Origin of the sequence: Synechococcus sp. R5-15 (assembly GCF_047462035.1) — a bacterium.
In the GTDB taxonomy this organism is placed as follows: Bacteria; Cyanobacteriota; Cyanobacteriia; order Thermostichales; family Thermostichaceae; genus Thermostichus.
In genome coordinates this window covers 1-21,043 of record NZ_JANSIK010000116.1, presented here as the reverse complement: position 1 = coordinate 21,043, position 21,043 = coordinate 1, and the positions used below count along the sequence as shown (strand labels likewise).

The 21,043-nt window shown below is 60.6% G+C and carries 14 protein-coding genes; 6 read left to right on the top strand and 8 right to left on the bottom strand.

Going from position 1 to position 21,043, the window contains the following annotated elements:
• Nucleotides 1–89: 89 nt before the first annotated feature.
• Nucleotides 90–1,148, bottom strand: coding sequence for a threonine synthase (gene thrC / locus NW839_RS10415; RefSeq protein WP_011433867.1), 1,059 nt, complete (start codon nt 1,146–1,148; stop codon nt 90–92).
• Nucleotides 1,149–1,318: 170 nt separating this feature from the next.
• The gene (locus NW839_RS10410) at nt 1,319–2,965 is read right to left on the bottom strand and encodes an isochorismate synthase (protein WP_414351336.1); all 1,647 of its coding nucleotides are present in this window, start codon (nt 2,963–2,965) and stop codon (nt 1,319–1,321) included.
• Nucleotides 2,966–3,236: 271 nt separating this feature from the next.
• On the opposite strand from NW839_RS10410, the gene menA reads away from it, so the two are divergent.
• The 4 genes from menA to NW839_RS10390 all read left to right on the top strand — a co-directional run bounded on the left by menA (nt 3,237) and on the right by NW839_RS10390 (nt 10,825).
• On the top strand, nt 3,237–4,178 hold the full coding sequence (gene menA / locus NW839_RS10405) for a 2-carboxy-1,4-naphthoquinone phytyltransferase (protein ID WP_414351335.1): 942 nt from the start codon (nt 3,237–3,239) through the stop codon (nt 4,176–4,178).
• A gap of 154 nt (nt 4,179–4,332) precedes the next feature.
• On the top strand, nt 4,333–6,126 hold the full coding sequence (locus NW839_RS10400; protein ID WP_414351334.1) for an LptA/OstA family protein: 1,794 nt from the start codon (nt 4,333–4,335) through the stop codon (nt 6,124–6,126).
• Nucleotides 6,127–6,203: 77 nt separating this feature from the next.
• Entirely contained in the window at nt 6,204–7,382 is a 1,179-nt protein-coding gene (locus NW839_RS10395; protein WP_414351333.1) for an LptF/LptG family permease, read from the top strand.
• A 44-nt stretch (nt 7,383–7,426) separates the two neighbouring features.
• On the top strand, nt 7,427–10,825 hold the full coding sequence (locus tag NW839_RS10390) for a hypothetical protein (protein WP_414380634.1): 3,399 nt from the start codon (nt 7,427–7,429) through the stop codon (nt 10,823–10,825).
• A gap of 44 nt (nt 10,826–10,869) precedes the next feature.
• Here NW839_RS10390 and NW839_RS10385 read toward each other — a convergent pair whose 3' ends face one another.
• The 3 genes from NW839_RS10385 to NW839_RS10375 form a co-directional block, all read right to left on the bottom strand.
• Nucleotides 10,870–12,501 (bottom strand): alpha-D-glucose phosphate-specific phosphoglucomutase, encoded by a 1,632-nt coding sequence (locus NW839_RS10385; protein ID WP_414351331.1) that lies wholly within the window; start codon nt 12,499–12,501, stop codon nt 10,870–10,872.
• Nucleotides 12,502–12,656: 155 nt separating this feature from the next.
• Entirely contained in the window at nt 12,657–13,943 is a 1,287-nt protein-coding gene (arsJ, locus tag NW839_RS10380; RefSeq protein ID WP_414351330.1) for an organoarsenical effux MFS transporter ArsJ, read from the bottom strand.
• 25 nt (nt 13,944–13,968) lie between these two features.
• Entirely contained in the window at nt 13,969–14,979 is a 1,011-nt protein-coding gene (locus NW839_RS10375) for an ArsJ-associated glyceraldehyde-3-phosphate dehydrogenase (protein ID WP_414351329.1), read from the bottom strand.
• 563 nt (nt 14,980–15,542) lie between these two features.
• On the opposite strand from NW839_RS10375, the gene NW839_RS10370 reads away from it, so the two are divergent.
• Both NW839_RS10370 and NW839_RS10365 read left to right on the top strand, forming a co-directional pair.
• The gene (locus NW839_RS10370; RefSeq protein WP_011433876.1) at nt 15,543–16,226 is read left to right on the top strand and encodes a DUF2232 domain-containing protein; all 684 of its coding nucleotides are present in this window, start codon (nt 15,543–15,545) and stop codon (nt 16,224–16,226) included.
• Between the two features lie 242 nt (nt 16,227–16,468).
• Nucleotides 16,469–16,708 (top strand): DNA-directed RNA polymerase subunit omega, encoded by a 240-nt coding sequence (locus NW839_RS10365; RefSeq protein WP_011433877.1) that lies wholly within the window; start codon nt 16,469–16,471, stop codon nt 16,706–16,708.
• A 96-nt stretch (nt 16,709–16,804) separates the two neighbouring features.
• On the opposite strand, the gene NW839_RS10360 is transcribed toward NW839_RS10365, so the two are convergent.
• The 3 genes from NW839_RS10360 to NW839_RS10350 form a co-directional block, all read right to left on the bottom strand.
• On the bottom strand, nt 16,805–18,679 hold the full coding sequence (locus NW839_RS10360) for a mechanosensitive ion channel family protein (RefSeq protein ID WP_414351328.1): 1,875 nt from the start codon (nt 18,677–18,679) through the stop codon (nt 16,805–16,807).
• A 38-nt stretch (nt 18,680–18,717) separates the two neighbouring features.
• On the bottom strand, nt 18,718–19,836 hold the full coding sequence (gene cax / locus NW839_RS10355; protein ID WP_414351337.1) for a calcium/proton exchanger: 1,119 nt from the start codon (nt 19,834–19,836) through the stop codon (nt 18,718–18,720).
• Nucleotides 19,837–20,046: 210 nt separating this feature from the next.
• A complete protein-coding gene (locus tag NW839_RS10350; protein WP_414329723.1) occupies nt 20,047–20,817 on the bottom strand; it encodes a hypothetical protein in 771 nt (256 codons plus the stop codon).
• Nucleotides 20,818–21,043 lie beyond the last annotated feature (226 nt).

Here is a 21,043-nt window from a genome sequence, read left to right as displayed (position 1 = left end):
ACTTCCGCATTCCTCCCGACACTGACCCTACGGGTACAGTGCGGGGCTCCTGCGATTTCTAGCTGACCCTAACCAGCGGGCGGTTTCTGCTAGAAACCCATCAGACGAGCAACAGCGGACAGCTCAGGGACAACGCCGGTGTGGATAGGAGCGGATCCCTGGTGGCTGGCCGTGTCCGGATCCTTAAGGCCATTGCCCGTCAGCACGCACACCACCTGTGCTCCAGCAGGCACCTGCTCTCGCCATTTCAGCAATCCGGCCACCGAGGCCGCGCTGGCCGGCTCGCAAAAGATCCCTTCTTCGGATGCCAGGAGACGATAGGCTGCCAGAATCTCCTCGTCGGTGACGCTATCCACCTGGCCGCCGCTCACCTGCACTGCCGCCTTGGCCTTCACCCAACTGGCAGGATTGCCGATGCGAATGGCCGTGGCCACCGTCTCTGGGTGTTCCACCACCCGGTTCAACACCATGGGGGCAGCACCGGCAGCCTCGAAGCCGTAGAGACGAGGGCGACGGGTAGCCTTGCCCTGCTGGCGGTACTGGCAAAACCCCATCCAATAAGCCGTGATGTTGCCCGCGTTGCCCACCGGAATACAGAGCCAATCGGGGGCATCCCCCAAAGCATCCACCACCTCGAAGGCGGCGGTTTTCTGCCCTTCCAAGCGGAAGCGGTTGACCGAGTTCACCAGGGCCACCGGGTAGGTTTCCGCCAGCTGCCGCACCATAGCCAGCGCTTGGTCGAAGTTGCCTTGAACGGCGATGATCTCCGCCCCGTACATCAGGGTTTGGGCCAGTTTGCCTTTGGCCACGTAGCCATCGGGGATCAGCACATAGGCCCGCAGACCTCCTTTGGCCGCAAAGGCAGCAGCCGCCGCCGAGGTGTTGCCGGTGCTGGCGCAGATGATCGCCTCTGCCCCTGCCTCTTTGGCCTTGGACACGGCCATCGTCATACCCCGATCCTTGAAACTACCGGTGGGGTTGAGGCCCTCCAACTTCAGGTAAACTTGACAGTCTCGCCCCAGCCGTTGGCTCAAAGCCGGGGAAGGCACCAGAGGCGTGTTGCCCTCATGTAGCGTGACCACAGGTGTGCTGGCGCTGACGGGGAGCCATTCCCGATAGTGCTGGATCAGGCCGGGCCAAAGCCCCACTTGCGCGCGGGATCCGGCTATACGAGGGGGATGGGTGGGATTCAGGGTCGCCATGCCGCAGAGGACACCGAGGCTAATCAAAGACCGGCTTTCTCACTGTAGCTGTTCGTGGAGGGGTTCGTATCCACCTCCCGCAGCGGCGGCAGAAACATCTTCCTGATCCCCTCTCTTCAGAAGCTGGGGAGCGGAGGAGCTGCAGGTCGCAAGGCCAGAGCCTGCACCAGAGAGCGCAACTTCAGACGAATCTCGGCCAGCTCTTGCTCTGGGTTGGAGTCAGCCACAATCCCGGCACCGGCATACAAGCGGGCCCAATTCCCCCGAATTAGGGCGGAGCGGATCCCCACCACAAACTCGCCATTGCCCTGTAAGTCTACCCAGCCCAAGGGAGCGGCATAGCTGGAGCGATCAAAGGGTTCCAACCGCTCTAGCCACTGCAGCGCCGCCTGTTGGGGATACCCTCCCACCGCTGCCGTCGGGTGGAGCTGGGCCAGCAGATCGAACAGATGTACATCGGCGGGGAGCTCCGCCTCGATCAAGGTTTGCAGATGCTGGATGTTGGCTAGACGGAGCAGCCGCGGTTGCGGGGAAATGCAGGGATCCATCCCCAACCGACCCAGAGCCTCCTGGATCGAGCGCACCACCCACTGGTGTTCGCGGCGGTCTTTGGGGCTGCGGAGCAGCTCCTCGGCCAACTGGCGATCCTGGACAGGGGTGGCGCCGCGGGCGGCGGAGCCGGCTAAGGCATCGATCTGCGCCCGACCTTGCCACACAGAGAGCAGGCGCTCCGGAGTGGCCCCCAAGAAAACCTGGGGAGAGATCCCCTCTTGGGTCAGAGGGAGAGGACTGGCCGGCGAACTCCCCCGCCTGTCTGCCCCCAGGGACTCCGTCCGAGTAGCGCGAGCGGCGAAGGCAAAGATGCTGCAATCGGGATGATGCTTTTCCAGATAAGCCAGCAGAGGCGGGATCGATGGCGAGGCAGGCAAGTGCAGATCCACAGCCTCTGCCAGCACCACCTTTTCTAAGAATCCCGCCTGAATCACCTGCAGGGCTTTTTGGATGCGCCCCAAGAGGGCAGCTTCCTCCACCTCCACCGGCACGGGAGCTTGCAATTCCCACAAGGGCAAGGGGGATCGAGAAAGGCGCTCCATTTGGGCAAAAAAGGCGGTGATCTGCCCGGCCAAAGCTGCTAGGTCACTTTCGGGAGCAATTTCCAGATTGAGCCGCGCCACCGCCAGAGATCTCCAGGAGTCTGGCACCTGCAACAGTTGCCAACGTGGCAGCACCAGCGCTGCCCCCCCTTTGCTCCTGGGGCTGAAACTGAGGCGACAGAAACACAGGGGGCGTTCCTGCCGGCTGTCTGGGAATCTTCCCACTTCCGAGGGCTCCGTTCTGCCAATGCAAGCGGCATGGACGTGGGGCTGCAGCTCTTCTACAAAGCTCCGTGCCGCCCGCAAGCCCCCTTCTCCCGCGAGATCAACCTGCCGCAGGGATCCCCACCCCAGCACCCGCACCCTTTCCCCGCGGGCCTTGTGGGAGAGATAACAGTAGCTCGGGAATCGGTTTGTGGGGAGCGAACCCAGCCTCTGGGCCAGCACCGCCAGCGGATCCAGCTCTGGGATGGGCTGCGACAAGCTGAGGATTTGGGGCACGCCCCGCGCCCGCGCCATCTGTTGGCAGGCGGTTAGGAAGGGATCCCAGTGGCGCCGATCCCTCGCCTCGTCCGTCCAGGTAGAAGTGCGAGTCGGCGGCCATGCTCTCGGCCACTCCAGGCACTCAAGCGTACCGTGGGCATTCCAAGGGGAAAGAGAAGAGGTCATGCGCAAGAAAAAGAAGACGATCCCACCTTGGCCGAAAACAGGACACCCGTCGATGGAGACCGGCAGAAGATGACTTTAGGATAAGAGATTAGGAGAAGGGCCGGCAGCCTGAGCTTCTGGGGGCCAGATCTGAGGAGCTTCTTCACGGACTGCAAAGTTTCTTAGCATCCTGGGGGATGCTTTCTCAGGCGCTCTACCCTACAGAGCAGATGGTTGTAGACAGATCCAGAGACAGGCCCCAGAGCAGGCTTGCTTCCCAAGGAGAACTCCCATGAATCCAGATGTCGGCCAAGTGCAGCCACCAGCAGAGGTCGCATGGAGTGACCCCTCCCGCCGGCAATTGTGGATGGCTGCCCTCAAGCCCCCCATGTACAGTGTGGCGATCATGCCCATCTGGGTGGGATCCGCCATTGCCTACGCCCAGTCAGGGGTGCTGGATTTGGGGGTTTTGGGGGTGTTTTGGGGAGCTGCCATCTGCATCTTGGCCTGGGTCAACCTCAGCAACGACGTGTTCGATGCCCAGACAGGGGTGGACAAAAACAAACTCCACTCGCTGGTCAACCTGACGGGCAAGCCGGGGCAGGTGTTTTGGGTGGGGAATGCCTTTTTGGCCCTGGGTCTGCTGGGGATCCTGTGGCTGAGCTGGCGGCAATCGGATCCCACGGTGCTGCTGTTGGTGCTGCTGGCCTGCGGGCTGGGCTATGCCTACCAAGGGCCGCCCCTGCGCCTGGGCTACCAGGGCCTGGGGGAGATCCTCTGCTTTTTCAGCTTTGGGCCGCTGGCGGTTTTGGCCGCCCACTACAGCCAAAGCCAGACTTGGTCGCTGCCGGGGTTAGCGGCCTCACTGGTGGTGGGAATGGCGACCAGCTTGATTTTGTTTTGTTCCCATTTCCATCAAGTGCAGGATGACTTAGCCTGTGGCAAGCGCTCGCCGGTGGCCCGCCTGGGAACCTTGCGCTCGGCCCGCCTCATCCCCTGGCTCTGCAGCAGCCTTTTTGCCTTGATGCTGCTGTTTGTGGGGCTGGGGATCTTTCCGGCTTGGACACTGCTGAGTTTGGCGGGGATCCCGTTTGCAGTGCGGCTTTCCCGCCTGCTGGGTACCTATCACGATCAGCCGCAGCGGATTAGCCACTCCAAGTTCATCGCCGTCAGTCTCCATTTTTGGCTGGGGCTGTTTCTGGGGCTAGGGTTCATCCTCAGCCGCTATGGCTAAAGGCTGAAAAGTCGGCTTAAGGCTAGGTGTGCGCGGGATCCCTCCGGTGCAGCCGGCAAAATGAGATAAGCTACAGCCTAGTGCGCTAGGTCAGAGCATGGCCTCTGAGGTGAGTCATCGGTTCGGGTCGAGGTGAGGCGGCAGCAAGAATAGGATGGGGCGATTCTTCAATTCCAACCTGGGAGTGGCGCTGTTGGGGAGCAGCATCTTGGCTGCTTTGGTGGGCTGGGCCTTGTCGATCGACATCGAAGAAGTGAAGGTGGAGTCTCCTCCCCCCGACCAGCCCCTCTCGGTCAGCCGCAGGGTAGATATCTTGGGTCGTCGGGGAGGCCATCAGCGGTGGCGACTGATCGCCGAGCAGGTGGATCTGGCAGCCGGGCAACAGGTATTTGAGCAGGGGGCGCACGGCTACTTCTACGGAGAAAGCGCCGACCGACAGGAAGGGGTGCCGGATCCCTTTTTTGATAGCAGCGAGCAGATGACTTGGCGGGCCAAGCGAGCCCGCTACAATGCCACCGCCGACGAGCTGTATTTGGATGAGGAGGTGGAGGTGAGGAGCGGCGACGGCAGCCTGCTCTTGACCAGCGCCCTGAGAGTCACCCCCGAAGAACGCATCGAGGTGCCCGCGGAGTTCACCCTCAAAGGCCGGGAAATGGTGTTGCAGGGCCGCTCTGGCTCGTTTAACTTTCAATTTGCCCTTCTCAGGGCCGAGCAGGGCAAGCTGATAGTGTTGCCCCCAAACGGCTCGGCACCCACCTCCACCACCATCACCGCCGACCAGATCACCTACGACCGCACCAACCAGGTGGCCGAGGGGAAAGGGAACCTGCGCATTCGCGAACGCGGCATCGAGATTCGCGCTCCCCAAGGCACCTACCTGCGCCAGCAGGCCCAAAGCATTCTCTCCGGCGGTGTGGTGTTGCAAGAGGTGGCCGGCGACAGCAGCCGGGATCCCTTATTGGCCGATCTGCGCTTGGCCCAGGCCTCTCCCGGCCCGGAGGCGACCCCAGACCAACAGGATCAAGAAGTCACCATCATTGCCGACCGCCTCACGTACGACCGCAACACACAAATTGCCCAAGGGGAAGGCAACCTGGAGATCCGCCAGGGGGAAACCATCATCCAGGCGGCCCAGGGCACCTACCGCCGCCGCGAATCCCAAAGTCTGTTGACGGGAGGAGTTACCCTGGAAGAACCCGGACGGGTGCTCACCTCCGCCCGCCTGGAGGGCAACCACCGCGACAAGATCTTCCTCTTTGAAGACAACGTCCTCTACCGGCAGATGGCTACCTCCACTCCGGCGCCCAGCGAGGGATCCCTGACAGAGGAGCTGCGCCAAGCCGAAACCGAGGTGCGGGCTGCCCGCCTGGTTTACAACTCCCGCACCGGCACTTCCGAGTTTAGCGATGCCGTCGAGTTTATCCAGCGGGGACGTAGGGCCAAGGCCAACCAGGCCACCATCACCCCTGAGAAAGTGGAGCTGCGGGGAGAGGTGGTGATCGAGCAGATCGAGGGGGAGTGGCTGGCGCGGCGGCTACAAAACCCGGAGACCCAGGCCGATGTGGATCAGCCGACGGTGATCTACGCCGACCGGGTGGAGATCGACCAAGCCAGCGGCGATGCCCGCTTCTTTGGCAATGTGGTTATTGTGCAGGCCAACCGCGCCATCGAAGGGGATCGCGCCGATTACTTTGACCGAGAACAAATTTTCAAAATCAGCGCCGAACAGGCTCCTGTGGTGCTCTGCGATCGGGGAGAGGTCGGCCGCCTTCCCGGGGAGAGCACCCAAGCTCTGCCGGGCCGCAACGCGCTGGATCAGATGTGCCGGGGCGCCAATCGCCTCAGTGGCAAGCTGGTTACCCTGAACATAAAACAAGATGAATACACCGTCGAAGGGGACGGGCAACAGCAGGGCATGTTTCAGTTTCGCATCACCGACGCCCTCTGATGGGATCCCCCCTCGGGGAGCCATCTGTGGTTTTTGATCGTCCAGGTTTGGCTGAGGTTGTGATCCGAGGTGATGTCATGACGGCTCCACTCGCCGAGGGCAAACTGCGCAGAACCCCTGCTCAAGCGGGCAGCTTTTGGGGATCCCTGAGATTGGGAGCTGCCTTTTTGGAGTTTTATCTCTTCAAAGAGATGATCCGCCCCTTCTTTCTGGGGGTGGCCGGGGGCACGGTGATGATGCTGGGCAACCAGCTGTTTATCTACACCGATCTGCTGGTGAAAAAGGGCGCCCCTCCCCTGACCATTTTGCACATTCTCCTCCTCAATTTGCCCGCCATTTTGGTGGTCACCTTTCCCATTGCCGGCCTCTTTGCCACCTTGCTCACCCTGGGCAAAATGGGAGCCGACAGCGAGATCACCGCCCTGCGTGCTGCTGGGATCCCCTATCGCAAAGTGTTTATCCCCGTGCTCTGTATTGGCCTGCTGATCAGCGGCTTGGCACTGTTGACCAATGAAGTGATTGTGCCGGAAACCAACCAAAAGGTGAAAATCCTGAACAAGAACCTCATCTTGGCTCAAGATGCTCTTTTGTTTAATCCAGAAGAGATCGTGCGGGTGGATGATGATCTCTGGTTTCATGTCGGATCGATTGACCCGAAGACCGGCTTGATGCAGGATTTGTTGATCCTGGATCGCAAAGCTGAGACCGGCCACCTGCGCTATCCGCAGGTGATCTCCGCTCAAACCGCGCAGCAGGTGGGCCAATCGTGGCAACTGCGAGATGTGGTGATCCGCCGTTATGACGAGCAGGGGCGCACCTACTATGAAGGCCAGGTGGAAGAAATGCAGCTCAACATCGTCAACAAACTGGTGGGCCTGGTGTACGCGGAAAAAGTGCCCCAAGAGCAACGGGCGGGGGAGCTGTGGGAGCAGTGCCAGCGATATCGAGCGGAGCAACGCCCTTCTGCCGATGTGGCCCGCTGCCTGACGGAATACCACCTCAAGTTCGCCATTCCTTTGGCCAGCTTTTTCGCCATCTTGGTGGCTGCCCCCTTGGGCCTGCAAACGGTGCGGCAAACGGGGCGCTACGGCGGCGTGGCGCTAGCGATTGTTCTGGTGTTTATTTACTATGTACTGATGAGCCTGGGACGAGCGATGGGTCGAGTGGAGCATATCGATCCCTGGCTGGCTGCCTGGTTGCCGAATATGATTTTCGGTGGGGTGGGCTTCTCTTTACTGTGGCGGTTTTTACGGTGAAATCCTGCAACTTCCCCCCTGACTTCAGCCCTTGGGCAAAGTGGTTGGCTCTTTGCTGGGGCGGCTCCCTGTGGTTGGGGACGGGGGAGGCCGTCTTCGCCCAGTTGGACCCCCTGCCCACTGTTGGCGTCGGCGGGACGGAGTTCTCTCTGGAGGGCTACCAGCGCTTTCGGTCAGCGCAAACACTTGCTCAGCGCCTGCAACTGGCCCGCCGGGCTTCCAGCCCAGAACCGATGGCTGCCGCCGATGAGGAGCCCATCACCTTGGCCGAGGCGCAATCTTCTCTGCCTGCTACAGCCTTGACTGCGGCAACCCCACCCCCTACGGCCCCGGTTTCAGACTTTGGATCCCCTCCCCTTGCCAACTCTCCTGAAAAGCCCCTCACGCCAGAAGAACTGAACCGACAGCGGCTACAACGGCTGTTGGCCGAAGGGGCAGCAGCCCATGCTCGGCGACAGGCGCAGCAGGCCCAGGCAACACCTTCTCCCCAACCCCCTTCACCGGCGACGCCCACCGCGGCAGTTCCCAGCCTGAACTCCCTTCGGCTTTCCCAGCCCATGACTTCTCAGGCTGAAGCCCTGCAGGTGGAAGAGCAACCCTGGCTGCGCCCCACCAAGGACTCCGTCCCGCTGACGCGATCGGAATCCAATGGCGAAAACCGGGCTACGGCCCAACTGCAAGGTGGAGCCGGTTCAGAGGCAAGGTTAAATCGGATCCCAGCTTCCCCCAAGACCATTCCTCCCCTGATCTCCCAAGCCGGTGGGAGCTTGGATTTGGGCGGTGTCCTGTTGGCAGAGGCCACCCCTGGGTCGGGGCTGACGGGATCCCCTCCAAGGGGAACGGAAGCCTTTATCCCCACCGCTGGCTCACCCCTGGCTCCTCAACTGCTGGAGCAGTTCCCCCTTTTGCGGGATCTGGGCACCGGGGCAGATGCCGTCTCGGCGACAGGGAACGTTAGCCAGGGATCCCAAATCCGCCAGCAGCTCTCGGCCACCGCGCAGCGGCAAATTCCCCTTGACCCGGATCAAATCAACGTGAGTGGGGATGTGCTCAGCTACATCGCCGAACAAGACCTGGGCATTGCCGAGGGGAACGCCTTGATCCAACTGGCCGACGGCACCCGCATCACCGGCGACCGGCTGCTGTTTTATCGGCGGGAGCGACGCCTGCGCAGCGAGGGCCCTTTTCGCATGGAGCAGCCCCCTGGCCCCCAAGGGCGCGGGATCCGGCAAATCGAAGGGCGAAATTTGGATCTGGATATCCCCGGTCGCACCGCCCAATTTGAGAGCTCGCTGGTCATTCTGCCGGGGGAGGAGCCGGGCACCAAGGTTTTTGTGCGCAGCCAAGAGACCACCGCCATTTTGGGGGATCAGATCTTTTTCGAGAAAGCCACCGTCACCACCTCGCCAGAGCCGCCCATCACCCACTACGTGCAAGGGGATCGGGTGGAGGTGTTTCCCGATGACCGGGTGATCGTCTACGACGCCCGCGTGTTTGCCGGCGGCGAGCTGACAGAAGCAGGGGATCTGCGGGCGGGCCTTCAGATCGCCTATTTCCCCCTGTTCATCTACAGCCTGCGAGATCACCAATGGGTGCTGCCGGGGCGCAGCGAGACAGAGGGGGTGTTTGTCAAATCCAGTTGGGCCTACCGCTTCGACGAATACAACTTCGGCGGCCTGCGGCTGGATGCCATCCAGAAAAAAGGGGTGGGCATTGGTTTCTTGCATGACTACATCCTGCCCATCCCGGACAGCGTCAACTACGGGCGAGCCCAGTTTTACTTGGTGACCGAAGCTGACCAACAGCGCTTCTCCAGCCGTTTCCGCATCGACCACAACTTCGACTTCTACGCTGCCAACCTCTTTGGGCAGGAAGGCCAACTGCGGGGACAGCTCAACCTCAACCTGGACAACACCTACCGTCCTGCCGGCGGACGCAACGACAACGCCGATCTCCGCCTCAACGCCACCTTTCAGGGGGATCTCTCCACCACCACCCTCAACATCAGCCGCACCGGATCCCAGGAGCGGGGCATCTACAGCTTCCCCCTCACCCTCAGCCACACTCAGCGCTACGGGGGCGTGCATTGGCTGCAATCGGATCTGCGCTTGGACTACAACCAGCGGGTGAGCGTCAAAGATGGCCCCGACTTTGCCGATGCGCGGTTGACGCTGGGCACTCAACTGACCCCACCCGGTTGGGGAGGTACCTATCGCCTGGCCTACCGTGCCTACAGCAGTTCCAATGGCGACAACGAGCCGCGTCGCAACTTCGAGCTGGCCTTTAACCCCGACCTCATTCGCATCACGCCCGATATTGCTCTCAGCAGCGCCCTCACCCTAACTCAAGAGCAACAGCCGGATCAGGAGGTGGGGGCAGGTCTCCACTTTTTCAATCGCTACGAGCTGCGCTCCAGTTTTCAGTTCAACGATATTCAACCGGCTCCCTGGATCACCTTCATGCCGGGTTCTATCGATTACACCCAAGTCCTCTACTCCACTCCTGACCAGGAGTCTACCGTCAGCCTCAACCCTCGCCTCAGTCTCAGACCTGCCGACTGGAATACCATCGACCTGCGCTACAGCCGCACCTTCTACGGCAACAATTCTGTGCCCTTCCAAACCCTCTCCACCAGCCCTAAAGATGTGGATCGCATCAATGCCAACATCAGCTTCTTTACGCCCCGCGATCTTCTGCCCAATGTCCCCCCAGGCTACATTGCCTTTGAAGATGACCTGCCCGGCGAGCTGCCGATAGCCCTGACCTTCCCCGACGATACCCCGGAGGATTTGGCAGCGATTGCCTCCCGCAACTTGCAGGAGCTGCAGGCAGAGGTGAAAAACCTGGTGCGCCTGGACACCAGCCTTGGCTACGACTTCATCACCCAGAAGTGGGATACCCTCAACGCCAACTTCACCTGGAGCACCGCCCCTGATCTGTTCAACATTCAGTTGCAGACGGCCTACGACCTGAACCAGGGACAGCTCCAACCCGTTCGTCTGGAGTATCGGGGACGCAGCAGCACCACATTTAACCGGGATCAACGCTCTGGCCTGGATGTGTATGAGCCGGGGATCAGCTATGCGCTGCAGGCGGTTTACGATCCCCGGTTGGGCCAGATCTCTACCTATGGTCTGGAGCTGGATGCCACCCTCGGCACGCGATGGCAAAATCACTGGCGGCTGCGCTTGGGCCTGACGGAAGAAGGGATCCGCCGGGTGGAAGTCCGCCGTGACCTGCGGGATTTTGAGCTGCGCTTTGCCTACGATCCGGTGGCAGAGTCACTGCGCTTGGAAGGGATCCTGGTGGCTTTCCCCAGTCGCCCGGTGGGCCTCACCCAAGAGCGGGGAGATTTTCAACTGACCTCTCCCATCACCTCCCCTATCGGCACCTTTCTGCTCCGCGACGCCGAAGCGACCGGCTTGGATGGCCTCAGGCCCTGATCCCCGCTTCCCTGGGAAGGCTCCCTGTCCACTGTTGCGACGGGCTAGGTGATGACGTCTGGCTGCTGCCGACCGGTGCGGGCGCGAATCTGGGCAAGGTGATCGGCCAGTTGAATCTGTTCGGCCAAGGCCACTTGGGGATCCAGGCCATGCCGGGCGGGATCCGGCTCCAATCGCTCCAGGTACACCCGCAGGGTGGCTCCGTGGGTGCCGGTTCCCGAGAGCCGGTAGATGATGCGGGATCCATCCTCAAAGCCAATGCGGATCCCTTGGTGGCTGGTGGTGCTGCCGTCCACGGGATCGGTGTAGCTGAAGTCGTCAGCGTAGGCCACCAGCTGGGATCCCAGGCGCTGGCCCACCCACCCGGGCAGGGAGCGTCGCAAGTCTTCCATCAGCGCCTCGGCCACCTCCACCGGCAGTCCCTCGTAGTCGTGACGGGAGTAGACGTTGCGCCCATAGGTGCGCCAGTGCTCTTCCACGATCTGCCGCACCGGCTGCCGTCGAACGGCCAAAATGTTCAGCCAAAACAGGACGGCCCAGAGCCCGTCTTTTTCCCGGATGTGGTGGGATCCGGTACCGAAGCTCTCTTCCCCGCAGAGGGTAACTTTGCCCGCATCCAGCAGGTTGCCGAAGAATTTCCAGCCGGTAGGCGTTTCGTAGCAAGGTATCCCCAGCTTGGCCGCCACCCGATCCGCTGCCTGGCTGGTGGGCATGGAGCGGGCAATTCCCGCCAGCCCTTCTCGGTAGCCGGGTACCCGGTGGGCATTGGCAGCCAAGACTGCCAAGCTGTCGCTGGGGGTCACGTAAAATTGACGGCCCAGGATCAGGTTGCGATCCCCATCCCCATCGGAAGCGGCACCAAAGTCCGGCCCATCTTCCCGAAACAACAGTTCCACCAACGAGCGGGCATGCACCAGGTTGGGATCCGGGTGTCCGCCGCCAAAATCCGGCAGGGGCTGCCCGTTGAGCACACTGCCCTCTGGTGCTCCCAGGGATCCCTGCAAAATGGCGTGGGCATAGGGGCCGGTGACGGCGTGCATGGCGTCGAAGGCAATGCGGATCCCGGAAGCCAGGTAGTCGCGGATGGCCTCGAAATCGAACAGACGCTGCATCAGGCTCAAGTAATCGGCCACCGGGTCGATGACGGACACCGTGAGGGACCCCAGCCGTTGCTCGCCCAAGCGATCCAGATCGACATCGGGAGCTTCCAGGATGCGGTACTCCCGGATCTGCTGGGTGCGGGCGTAAATGGCCTCGGTCACCTTCTCCGGGGCAGGGCCACCGTTGCCGATGTTGTACTTAATGCCAAAATCCCCCTGGGGGCCGCCGGGGTTGTGGCTGGCAGAGAAGATGATCCCCCCGTAGGCGCCGTACTTGCGGATGAGACAGGAAACCGCCGGCGTGGAGAGGATCCCTCCTTGGCCCACTAGGACTCGCCCGATGCCGTTGGCCGCCGCCATCTTGAGCAGGATCTGAATGGCCTCGCGGTTGTAGTAGCGGCCATCTCCCCCCACCACCAGGGTTTGGCCGGCGGATCCCTCTAGGACATCAAAAATGGATTGGACGAAGTTTTCCAGGTAGTGGGGCTGCTGAAACACGGACACCGGCTTGCGCAGGCCAGAAGTGCCGGGTCTTTGGCCGGGAAAGGGCGTCGTGGGAACGATGCGCAGGCTCATAGTCTGCCGGAAAAGCTGCTTGCTCCTTTACTATCTCATCGTTGGGCCTCTTGTTTGGGCTGAGTTGCATCGGCAGCGCAGACTTCTTTCCCTGCCCATCCATGTGTGGATTGGGTTGAGCGGACTGCATCATCTCGGCTGGTAGCCCTCCATCCTCAATCCCCTGGCTTAACCACCCACTCCACCGGGGTTTTGCTCGGATCCGGCAATTTCAACGAGAACAGCCCCGCCGCCAAGATCAAGAGGGTGGAAAACCAAAGACAGCCCTCCAATCCGTAGAACTGGAAGAGGATCCCAGAAGTTACCGTCCCCAACAGCCGCCCGCCGGAATTAGCCATGTAATAAAAGCCCACATTGAGGGCTACGTCGTCGTCTTCCGTGTAGGCCAGCACCAGGTAGGAATGCACTGCCGAATTGAAGGCAAAGACGATCCCGAACAGGATCAAGCCGCCGGTGATCACCAGCTCCGGTGCCAGCCCGGCCATGAAGGCTGTGGCAATGATCGCCGGCACCGCCGTCAGCACGAAGGTCCAAATCTGGATGGTGCGGGCCTTGGGAGCACGGCCAGGGCGACCCCCACCCAGCAGTTGCGGCGCTACAAACTGAATGAACCCATAGCCAATCACCCAGATGGCCATGTAACTGCCCACCTGCATAAAAGTCCAGCCCAGCTCGTCGTAGAGAAACACCGGCAGGGCCACCACAAACCACACATCCCGCGATCCAAACAGGAAAAAGCGGGCCGCCGAGAGGATGTTGATCTCTCTGCTCTTGGAAAACAGCCGCTTGAAGGGGATCTTGGCCTTGATTTTGCCCATGTCTGCCGGCAGCAGGGCCCCCGAACAGAAGATCAGAGCCAGCGCCCCCGCCTGGACAAAGTTGGCCATGCGGAAGCCTAGGGGATCGCCGTAGATTTCGGTAAAGATCTGCAGCAGAGCGGCTCCCACAAAGAACCCCACCCCCTTGAGGGCGTTTTTGGATCCGGTGAGCATAGCCACCCAACGAAACAGGCGGGATTCCGCTTCTTTGGGCACCACCAGGCGGATGGCGCTTTTGGAGCTCATCTTGGTGAGATCTTTGGCAATCCCGGCCAGAGCTTGGGCGGTCATCACGTAGGCCACCTGACCCCAGACCGGCCACTGCATGTTCAACACGCCCAGCATCACCAAACCGAAGATCTGGATGGCAATGCCCCCATACAGGGTCAGCCGCAGGCCAAACAGGGATCCAATCCACCCGCCCAGGAAGTTGGTAATAACCCCGAAGATCTCGTAGAAGAGAAACAGCATGGCAATTTGGATCGGGGTAAAGCCCAACTTGTGGAAGTGCAGCAGCACCAACATGCGGATGGCGCCATCGGTGATGGTGAACCCCCAATAGGCCGCTGTAACCAGGGCGTAGTTGCGAACCGCAGAGGCTTGAGCCGTCGAAACAGAAGTCATGGGCAGGTCTCCAAGGGAGATGTTTCTATAGACTGCGGGCCACTTTGCGGGCCAGTTCCGCCATGCGGTTGGCGTAGCCCCATTCGTTGTCGTACCAGGCCAGGATCTTCACCTGGGCGCCATCCACCACCATCGTCGAGGGCGCATCCACAATGCTGGAGCGGGGATCCCCTTTGAAATCCACCGAGACCAGGGGCAGCTCCTCGTAGCCGAGGATCCCCTTGAGTTCGCCCTCGGCTGCAGTTTTTAAGAGGTGATTGACTTCTTCCACGGTGGTGGGCCGCCTGACTTCGAACACGGCATCGGTTAGGGAAGCATTCAAGAGGGGCACGCGCACGGCAATGCCGTTCAACTTGCCGTTGAGTTCGGGGTAAATCAGCCCAATGGCCGTGGCCGAGCCGGTGGTGGTGGGCACCAAAGACAGCAGAGCGGAGCGGGCCCGCCGCAGGTCTTTGTGGGGGGCATCCACCATGGTTTGGGTATTGGTGACGTCATGGATGGTGGTGATCACCCCGTGAACAATGCCGATTCCCTCGTGGATGACCTTCACCAAAGGAGCCAGGCAGTTGGTGGTGCAGGAAGCCGCCGTGAGCAAATGGTGCCGGGCCGGGTCGTACAGGTGATCGTTGACACCCATGACGATGTTGAGGGCTGTCTTGTCTTGGACGGGAGCAGCCACAATCACCTTGCGCACCCCCGCCTTAAAATAGGGATCCAGCTCTGCTGCCTTGACAAACTTGCCCGAGCATTCCAACACCAGCTCGATCCCCAACTCTGCCCAGGGCACTTCACCGGGGGATTTGTGTTCGCTGAAGGTGAGGGTTTTCTCTTGGATGCGCAGCCGGTTATCGGATCCCTCGATATCGATAGTCCAGCGGCCCTGCACCGAGTCAAACTTCAACAGGTGGGCCGCCGTCGCAGCTCCCCCTTTGATCTCGTTGATGTGGGCGAATTCCAGCTCTTCCCAGCCCCAAGCAGCCCGCAACACCAGCCGTCCGATGCGGCCAAAACCGTTGATGCCCACCCGCACTGCCATAGCATTGACCCTAGACTTGTCCAGAAGGGATCCCGCTCTCTCAGGGCAAATCCCGCCTCAACTTTATCAGAACGCCCTAGTCGTTTCAAGACAAGTTGATGGGTAGGGTCAGGAGAGACTGGCCGATGGGGGTCGGTTCACGGTTGGCCTTGGGAAATGTTGCCGAATGTCCTGAAATCCAAAAGGGATCCGCTGAGGCAGCCCCAATCGACAACAGGGCCTATCCTGTAGCCGATTTGCAGTCCAGATCCACACCTCTGGGCAACAATTCGCCCAACCCGGCAACCGGTGGCGTGACATACTCCCATCGCTGACCCTACGGGTACAGCGTGGGCTTCTCGCTTCATCGGGGAGCCTACGCAAGAACCCTCCACGAGCAGACACGGAATGCCCTACCGCCTAGTTGCACCAGATTCCGGCAAAAGCCGTTTTGTGCAAGTACTCCCATCATACACCATGTGGGGGTATCTGTATCCCGACACTGACTCTACGAGTACAGTGCGGGGCTTAGCTACCCCCACACCCCGACAAGCTAAGCTGGGAAAAGTTGTGCTTTTCTGGATGTGCCCCCGCCGCCTCAGCCTTCTGTGCAGGATGACTTTCCTCCCTTACCCCCCCCACCTCCCCGTTCTCCGGCTTTGAGGGTGGTGGAAACGGCTTTTTTGGCCAGTACCGCGGCCTTGATCTGGATCCTGAGCTACACGCCGCTGGCCCCCTTTATACGTCTGTTTTTCCCCATTCCGGTGGCGCTGGCGGTGATGCGCTGGGATCCCCGCACAGGGGCAATGGCCCTGGTGGTCTCCGGCCTGTTGCTGACGGTGCTGATAGGGCCCACGCGCAGCATTCTCTATGTCATTCCCTATGGTCTGCTGGGCTATTGGTGTGCCCGCCTGTGGCAGCAGCGTCTTTCCTGGTACGTCTCGGTGGTGAGCGGGGCTGTGCTCAGCGCCCTGGGCTTGATCTTTCAGTTGGTGCTTTCCTCCCTACTGGTGGGGGAAAACCTCTGGATCTACGTAACCATTCAACTTACCGGCCTAACCAACTGGCTCCTGGATGTGTCCCTCAGCCGATGGGGCGTCTACTGGGTGGCAGAACCCTGGATGGTTCAGGTGGTGGTGGTGGGATTTATTGCCTTCAATTCCCTCATCTACGTATTCACGGTGCATTTGGTGGCCGCCCTGGTGATGGAGCACTTTCGTTGCCCGCTGCCACCCCCGCCGAAGTGGGTACAGTTTTTGCTGGATTAGCAGCCCCTGTGAGTTGTACAAGAGCAGAGCAAGCTGCTCTACAAATGAGTTCTTGACAAATCTTGACAAATGAGTTCTTGGCAAAAGTCCCACCCTATTGCCATGCAACGCTACAGGAATGCAAGAACTGGAAGGTTCTCTGCTAGGATCGCGGTACCGGGACGGAGTCCTTTCGGGTTAGCGGGACGGAGTCTCGTTGGGATCCTGGTGGCAACAAGATATCAAGATTTAAGACTGCGATTATGGCTTCCCGCAAGAATCAACTGGCTATTGACAATGACGAGCTGATGCGTCGGGTAGAGGCTCTGATCAACGCTTCCAAAAATCGCTATCGCATCACGGTACAGGTGGCCAACCGCGCCAAGCGCCGCCGCTACGAGGATCCGGATGATATAGAAGATGGCTGGATGAAGCCAATCCGCCGCGCTGTCATCGAAATGTCGGATGAGCTGACTGAGCCGGAAATCATCGGCGATGAGTAGTCACTAGACTTGCGGCCTGCTGGCGCGACCGCCCTGTTGAAACTGCTAGCCGGCTGAGCGGCTAAGGGTAGAAGCTTTCGGCAGCCGCCTATTTTGTCAATTTGTCAAGTCGTTTGCAACGGGATCCCTTTCCCGCAGGCGAGCCTCGAGCCGCGATTCCATCAGGTGCAGCAGGCGGTGGGTCTCCTCTGGGCTGAGACCCTGGATGCGCATCTCCAAGGGGCTGTGGAACCAGAGGGTCTGCTGTGGGAAAGGAATCTGGATCCCTGCTTGATCGAAGGCGTGCTTGAGGCGACGGCGGTATTCCCGCGCCACCCTCCACTGCTGCAGAGGCTGCACCTTGATCCAAATGCGCAGCGTGATCCCCCGCTCCCCCAGATCATCGACACCGTGCATTTCGGGGGGCTCGAGGATTTTTTCCCGCCAAGCTGGCTCCCGGTACATCTGCAGAGCCACCTGCTCGGTGATGCGTATTGCCTGTTCCAGATCGTTTTCATAGGCGATCACAATCCCCAGATCCACCCGTGACCAGCCGTTGGAGAGGTTCTCCACCACCCGGATGGCACTGTTGGGGATAGAGATCAAGCTGCCTTCGGTGTTGCGCAACTGGGTTAGCCGCAGATCCATGTGTTCCACAAGGCCGCCCCGCCCGTCCACCACGATCACATCCCCTTCGGCAAATTGATCTTCGATCAAAATCAACAGCCCATTGATCACGTCCTTAATCAGATCCTGAGCAGCCAGGGAAATCCCCAGCCCAATAAAGCCTAGGCTGGCCACTAAGGGGCCAATATTGACCCCCACCGAGGCCAGGCCAGCCAGGGATCCGAGCAAGACCAAGGTAGTGGCTGCAACTCCTTTAGAGACGCTGGCAAAGGTGCTGAGGCGTTTGCTGAGGCGATAGGTGGGGGCATTTTGCTCTTGGCGCAGGGCAGCAAAGAGGTTATCCAGTACCAGTCCACTCAGCCAAACACTGCCATAGGTGGCCAGGCCCACCCCTGTCAACCGCAACAGAGGGCCGCGCAGCGAAACCAGGAAAAACGTTTGCAGGGGTCGCGTTTGTGGGAAAAGGCCCAAGCTCACCCCAACTCCGCCCACCCACAGGCCAATTTGCACCAGGCGCAGCAGGCGAATTTGCAGCTCTAAATAGGATTCCTGCCGTTTGCGTCCGGCCTGTTGTTCGACCAAGACGGGATCCACGCCCGGCTGCTCTTCCCCCGCTAGGCGCTCCTGAATCTCTGCTTGGATGGCCTGGTATTCCGTCTGCAGGGCATCGCGTTTTTGCTGCAGCCGTCGCCGTTTTCGCTGGCAGAGCTGGCTCAGGCTCCCTACCACAGCCAGGATGCCGAGGGCAATCACCGCTTGGCGGCGCAAAAATTGAGGCTGCCGCTCCCGTTGCGAAGTGCGCAGCGCTTCCTCAACAATGCCGGCTACCTGCTCAGCCCAGTCCATGGGTTGGGCGCCCTGGAATTGAGCATCGAGGGAGGTGATGGTTAGCAAATGTCGCCCATTCACCCGGATAACAGGCTGGTTGGTCTGGCCGTCCAGGGTGACTTCAACCTGCAGCGCCTCTGGATCGAATCCGGCGCTGGCCAACTGGTGCAGGGTTTGTTCAATGGAGCGCACCCGCTGCGACACCGGAGGCAGGCTGCCGGGATCCCCCTGCGGTGCGGTAACCACGAACAAACGCCGCCCATCCAGCGTCACGGCCTCCGCCTGGACAGAGGAGGTGGGGAGGCTAAGCGCTTGCCGCAGCTCTTCTAGGGCATCCAAACGGTTGAGCAAAGGCAGGTTGGGGGCGGTGCCGTTGTTTTCAGCAGCTTCCTGCCCCCATGCGGGCCCGCCTATGGGGGATAGGGCAAAAGATGCACCGAAAAGGAGAGGCCACAACAGGGATCCCGTTTTCCTCGGCTTCGGCCTGCCTACCGTTCCCGTCAGCGGTGCGGGGCACCATTCGCAGCTTCGCAGCATGAGCCGTTTGCGTCAGCGGTGCAGAACACTTTAACGCCTCACTCCAGAAAGAAGAAAGCAATCCCGAGGATGGCATAGGTGGCCAAGAGCAGTAGCCCTTCCAGCCAGTTGGAGCGCCCATCGCTGCTGACGGAATTGATCAGCAGCACCGAGACGGCAATGGCCACCAACTCTACCATGCCGAAGTTGAAGTTCATGGGCTGATGCAGCACATCCCCGGCCAGCACCAGCAGGGGTGCCACAAACAGGGCAATCTGCATCGTCGAGCCCAGCGCCACCGAGAAGGAGAGATCCATCTTGTCTTTCATGGCCACCGTGATCGCCGTCGCATGCTCTGCCGCGTTGCCGATGATCGGCAACAAAATCACCCCCATAAACAGCGGCGTCATGTGAAAGTGTTCCAGCGTATCCTCTAGAGTGCTCACCAACAGTTCCGACTCCAGCGCCACCAACACCGTCAACCCCAAGAGGGCCAGCACCCAAAACCCCAAACCGGCTCCCTCGGGCGGAGCCGTCAGCACTTGGGGAATGGATCCTTCCGCCTGCAAAACCGGATTGGGGGCCAGGCGACTGGCCGCCTCATCTTCTGCGGCTTCCGCTTCGTGAAGGGTGTAGAGGTAACTGTGGGTTTTGAGGGAAAACAGCAAAGTGAGACCGTAAACCCCGATCAGCACCAGGGCTACCGCCGTGGATAGCTCTTGGATGGAGATCTCCCCCAAGTTGGCATCGGCATAGGTGACCACGCTGGGCAAGATCAAGGCCACCACCGCCAGGTTCATCACCGAGGCATTCATGCGGGCCACCTCGGGTCGAAAGCTCTGCTCCCGAAACTTGATCCCGCCCAAAAACATGGCCAAGCCGGCCACCAGGAGCAGGTTACTGATGATCGCGCCGGTGATGGAGGCTTTCACCACATCCACCAACCCCGCCCGCAGTGCCACCAAGCCGATGATTAACTCCGCCGCATTGCCAAAGGTGGCGTTGATCAGCCCCCCGACTGTCGGCCCTGTCAAGGCTGCAATCTCTTCCGTGGCCTGACCCATAAACTTTGCCAAGGCCACCACCGCCAAAGCCGCACAGAGGAAGACCAGGTTGGGATCCCAGCCCCGGAAGTGCCCCACCCAAGATAGGGGAACCCCCAACAGCAGCAGGAACATTATGCTGTTCAGACCTCTCTGCCAACCTGCCGCAGAGCGATCCGGCGAAACCAAAGGATTTGCGTTAGCCAGGGTCATGGTTCACAAGGGGAGAAAAGGTAGCGACGATGGAGGCTGTTTGGGTTTCGGGGAGCCAGATCCCCCATGGCCAGGAGTGACCATCTCCAAGAGTCTAACGGCTGCGAGGGGAGGTTGGATAGGTGCTGCTGGCTAGAGGGAGATAACCCGGTTGCGCTGCAACTGCCGGGCGATCTCGGCTCCCAATTGATCGGACAGATGCTGGGGATCGGCGATTTTCAAAAAACTGCTGCCCTCTACCTCAAAGGGAAAGGATCCCTCGATGCCGTCGCGGGGGAGTTGTACCAGCAGCAATTGTTCGGGGCGCTTCGATTGCAGGGCATAGCCCAACTCCAGACAGACCTGAGGGCTGGGTAGGGGACGCCCCCGGCCATTCACCTGCACAGGGGTTACATCGGCCACCACCAGCAGCGCGTGCTTGAGCTTGCGAATCAAGGCCGCATCGATGAGCGGGGTCTCAGCCTCAGCGGGAAGGGATCCCTGCAGCTGTAGGGGCACAACCGGCCCGTGGTTGCGATTGAGGGTCTCTACCACGGCTTGCAATGCCCGGTGCAGAGTGGCGCTGGAGTCGGGGTAATCCGATTGGCCGCAGAAGTAGATGACCGGCTCGGTCATGTTCAGGGTGGCCCGCTTATTAAAGTAGATCTCACGGCTGATCAAATCGAGGTTGGAGATGCTGTAGGCGCCGCTGCCTTCGATGTAAAACTCCACCAGCTCTCCTTCCAGGTAGCGCTGCCACCATACGGAAGCCTTCACCTGCTCCACATCGTCGAGAAAGTCGGCCCGCATCGCCGTTTTCAAGAGGCCGGTACGGCTCAGGCGCAGGTCGGGGGCCCTCTGTTGGACTTGAGAAGCAGACAACACCGAATCCAAATACCAGGCTTTCAGGACGATGATCGCCATGGGATCCCTCTGCGCTCAGCCTTAAAGGTACGTGACATACTCCCACACTCATGCTGACGCAAAGCGCTCCGCGCCGCCAAAGCGAGAGAGTGCAGGCTTCAAGGACTCCGTCCCGCTGACGCGAACAGTGACTCCGGTTAGCGCTCCGCGCCGCTAGCGCGAAAAGGACGTTTCCTGCGCTTGAGGACTACGTCCCGCTGACGCGAAAAGAACGGGATGCCCCACC

Bases quoted from the DNA above. Each gene is read 5' to 3' on its own strand.
- NW839_RS10410 (WP_414351336.1), bottom strand. From the start codon at position 2,965: ATGACCTCTTCTCTTTCCCCTTGGAATGCCCACGGTACGCTTGAGTGC.
- menA (WP_414351335.1), top strand. From the start codon at position 3,237: ATGAATCCAGATGTCGGCCAAGTGCAGCCACCAGCAGAGGTCGCATGG.
- NW839_RS10400 (WP_414351334.1), top strand. From the start codon at position 4,333: ATGGGGCGATTCTTCAATTCCAACCTGGGAGTGGCGCTGTTGGGGAGC.
- NW839_RS10395 (WP_414351333.1), top strand. From the start codon at position 6,204: ATGACGGCTCCACTCGCCGAGGGCAAACTGCGCAGAACCCCTGCTCAA.
- NW839_RS10385 (WP_414351331.1), bottom strand. From the start codon at position 12,501: ATGAGCCTGCGCATCGTTCCCACGACGCCCTTTCCCGGCCAAAGACCC.
- arsJ (WP_414351330.1), bottom strand. From the start codon at position 13,943: ATGACTTCTGTTTCGACGGCTCAAGCCTCTGCGGTTCGCAACTACGCC.
- NW839_RS10375 (WP_414351329.1), bottom strand. From the start codon at position 14,979: ATGGCAGTGCGGGTGGGCATCAACGGTTTTGGCCGCATCGGACGGCTG.
- NW839_RS10365 (WP_011433877.1), top strand. From the start codon at position 16,469: ATGGCTTCCCGCAAGAATCAACTGGCTATTGACAATGACGAGCTGATG.
- NW839_RS10360 (WP_414351328.1), bottom strand. From the start codon at position 18,679: ATGCTGCGAAGCTGCGAATGGTGCCCCGCACCGCTGACGGGAACGGTA.
- cax (WP_414351337.1), bottom strand. From the start codon at position 19,836: ATGTTCCTGCTGCTGTTGGGGGTTCCCCTATCTTGGGTGGGGCACTTC.
- NW839_RS10350 (WP_414329723.1), bottom strand. From the start codon at position 20,817: ATGGCGATCATCGTCCTGAAAGCCTGGTATTTGGATTCGGTGTTGTCT.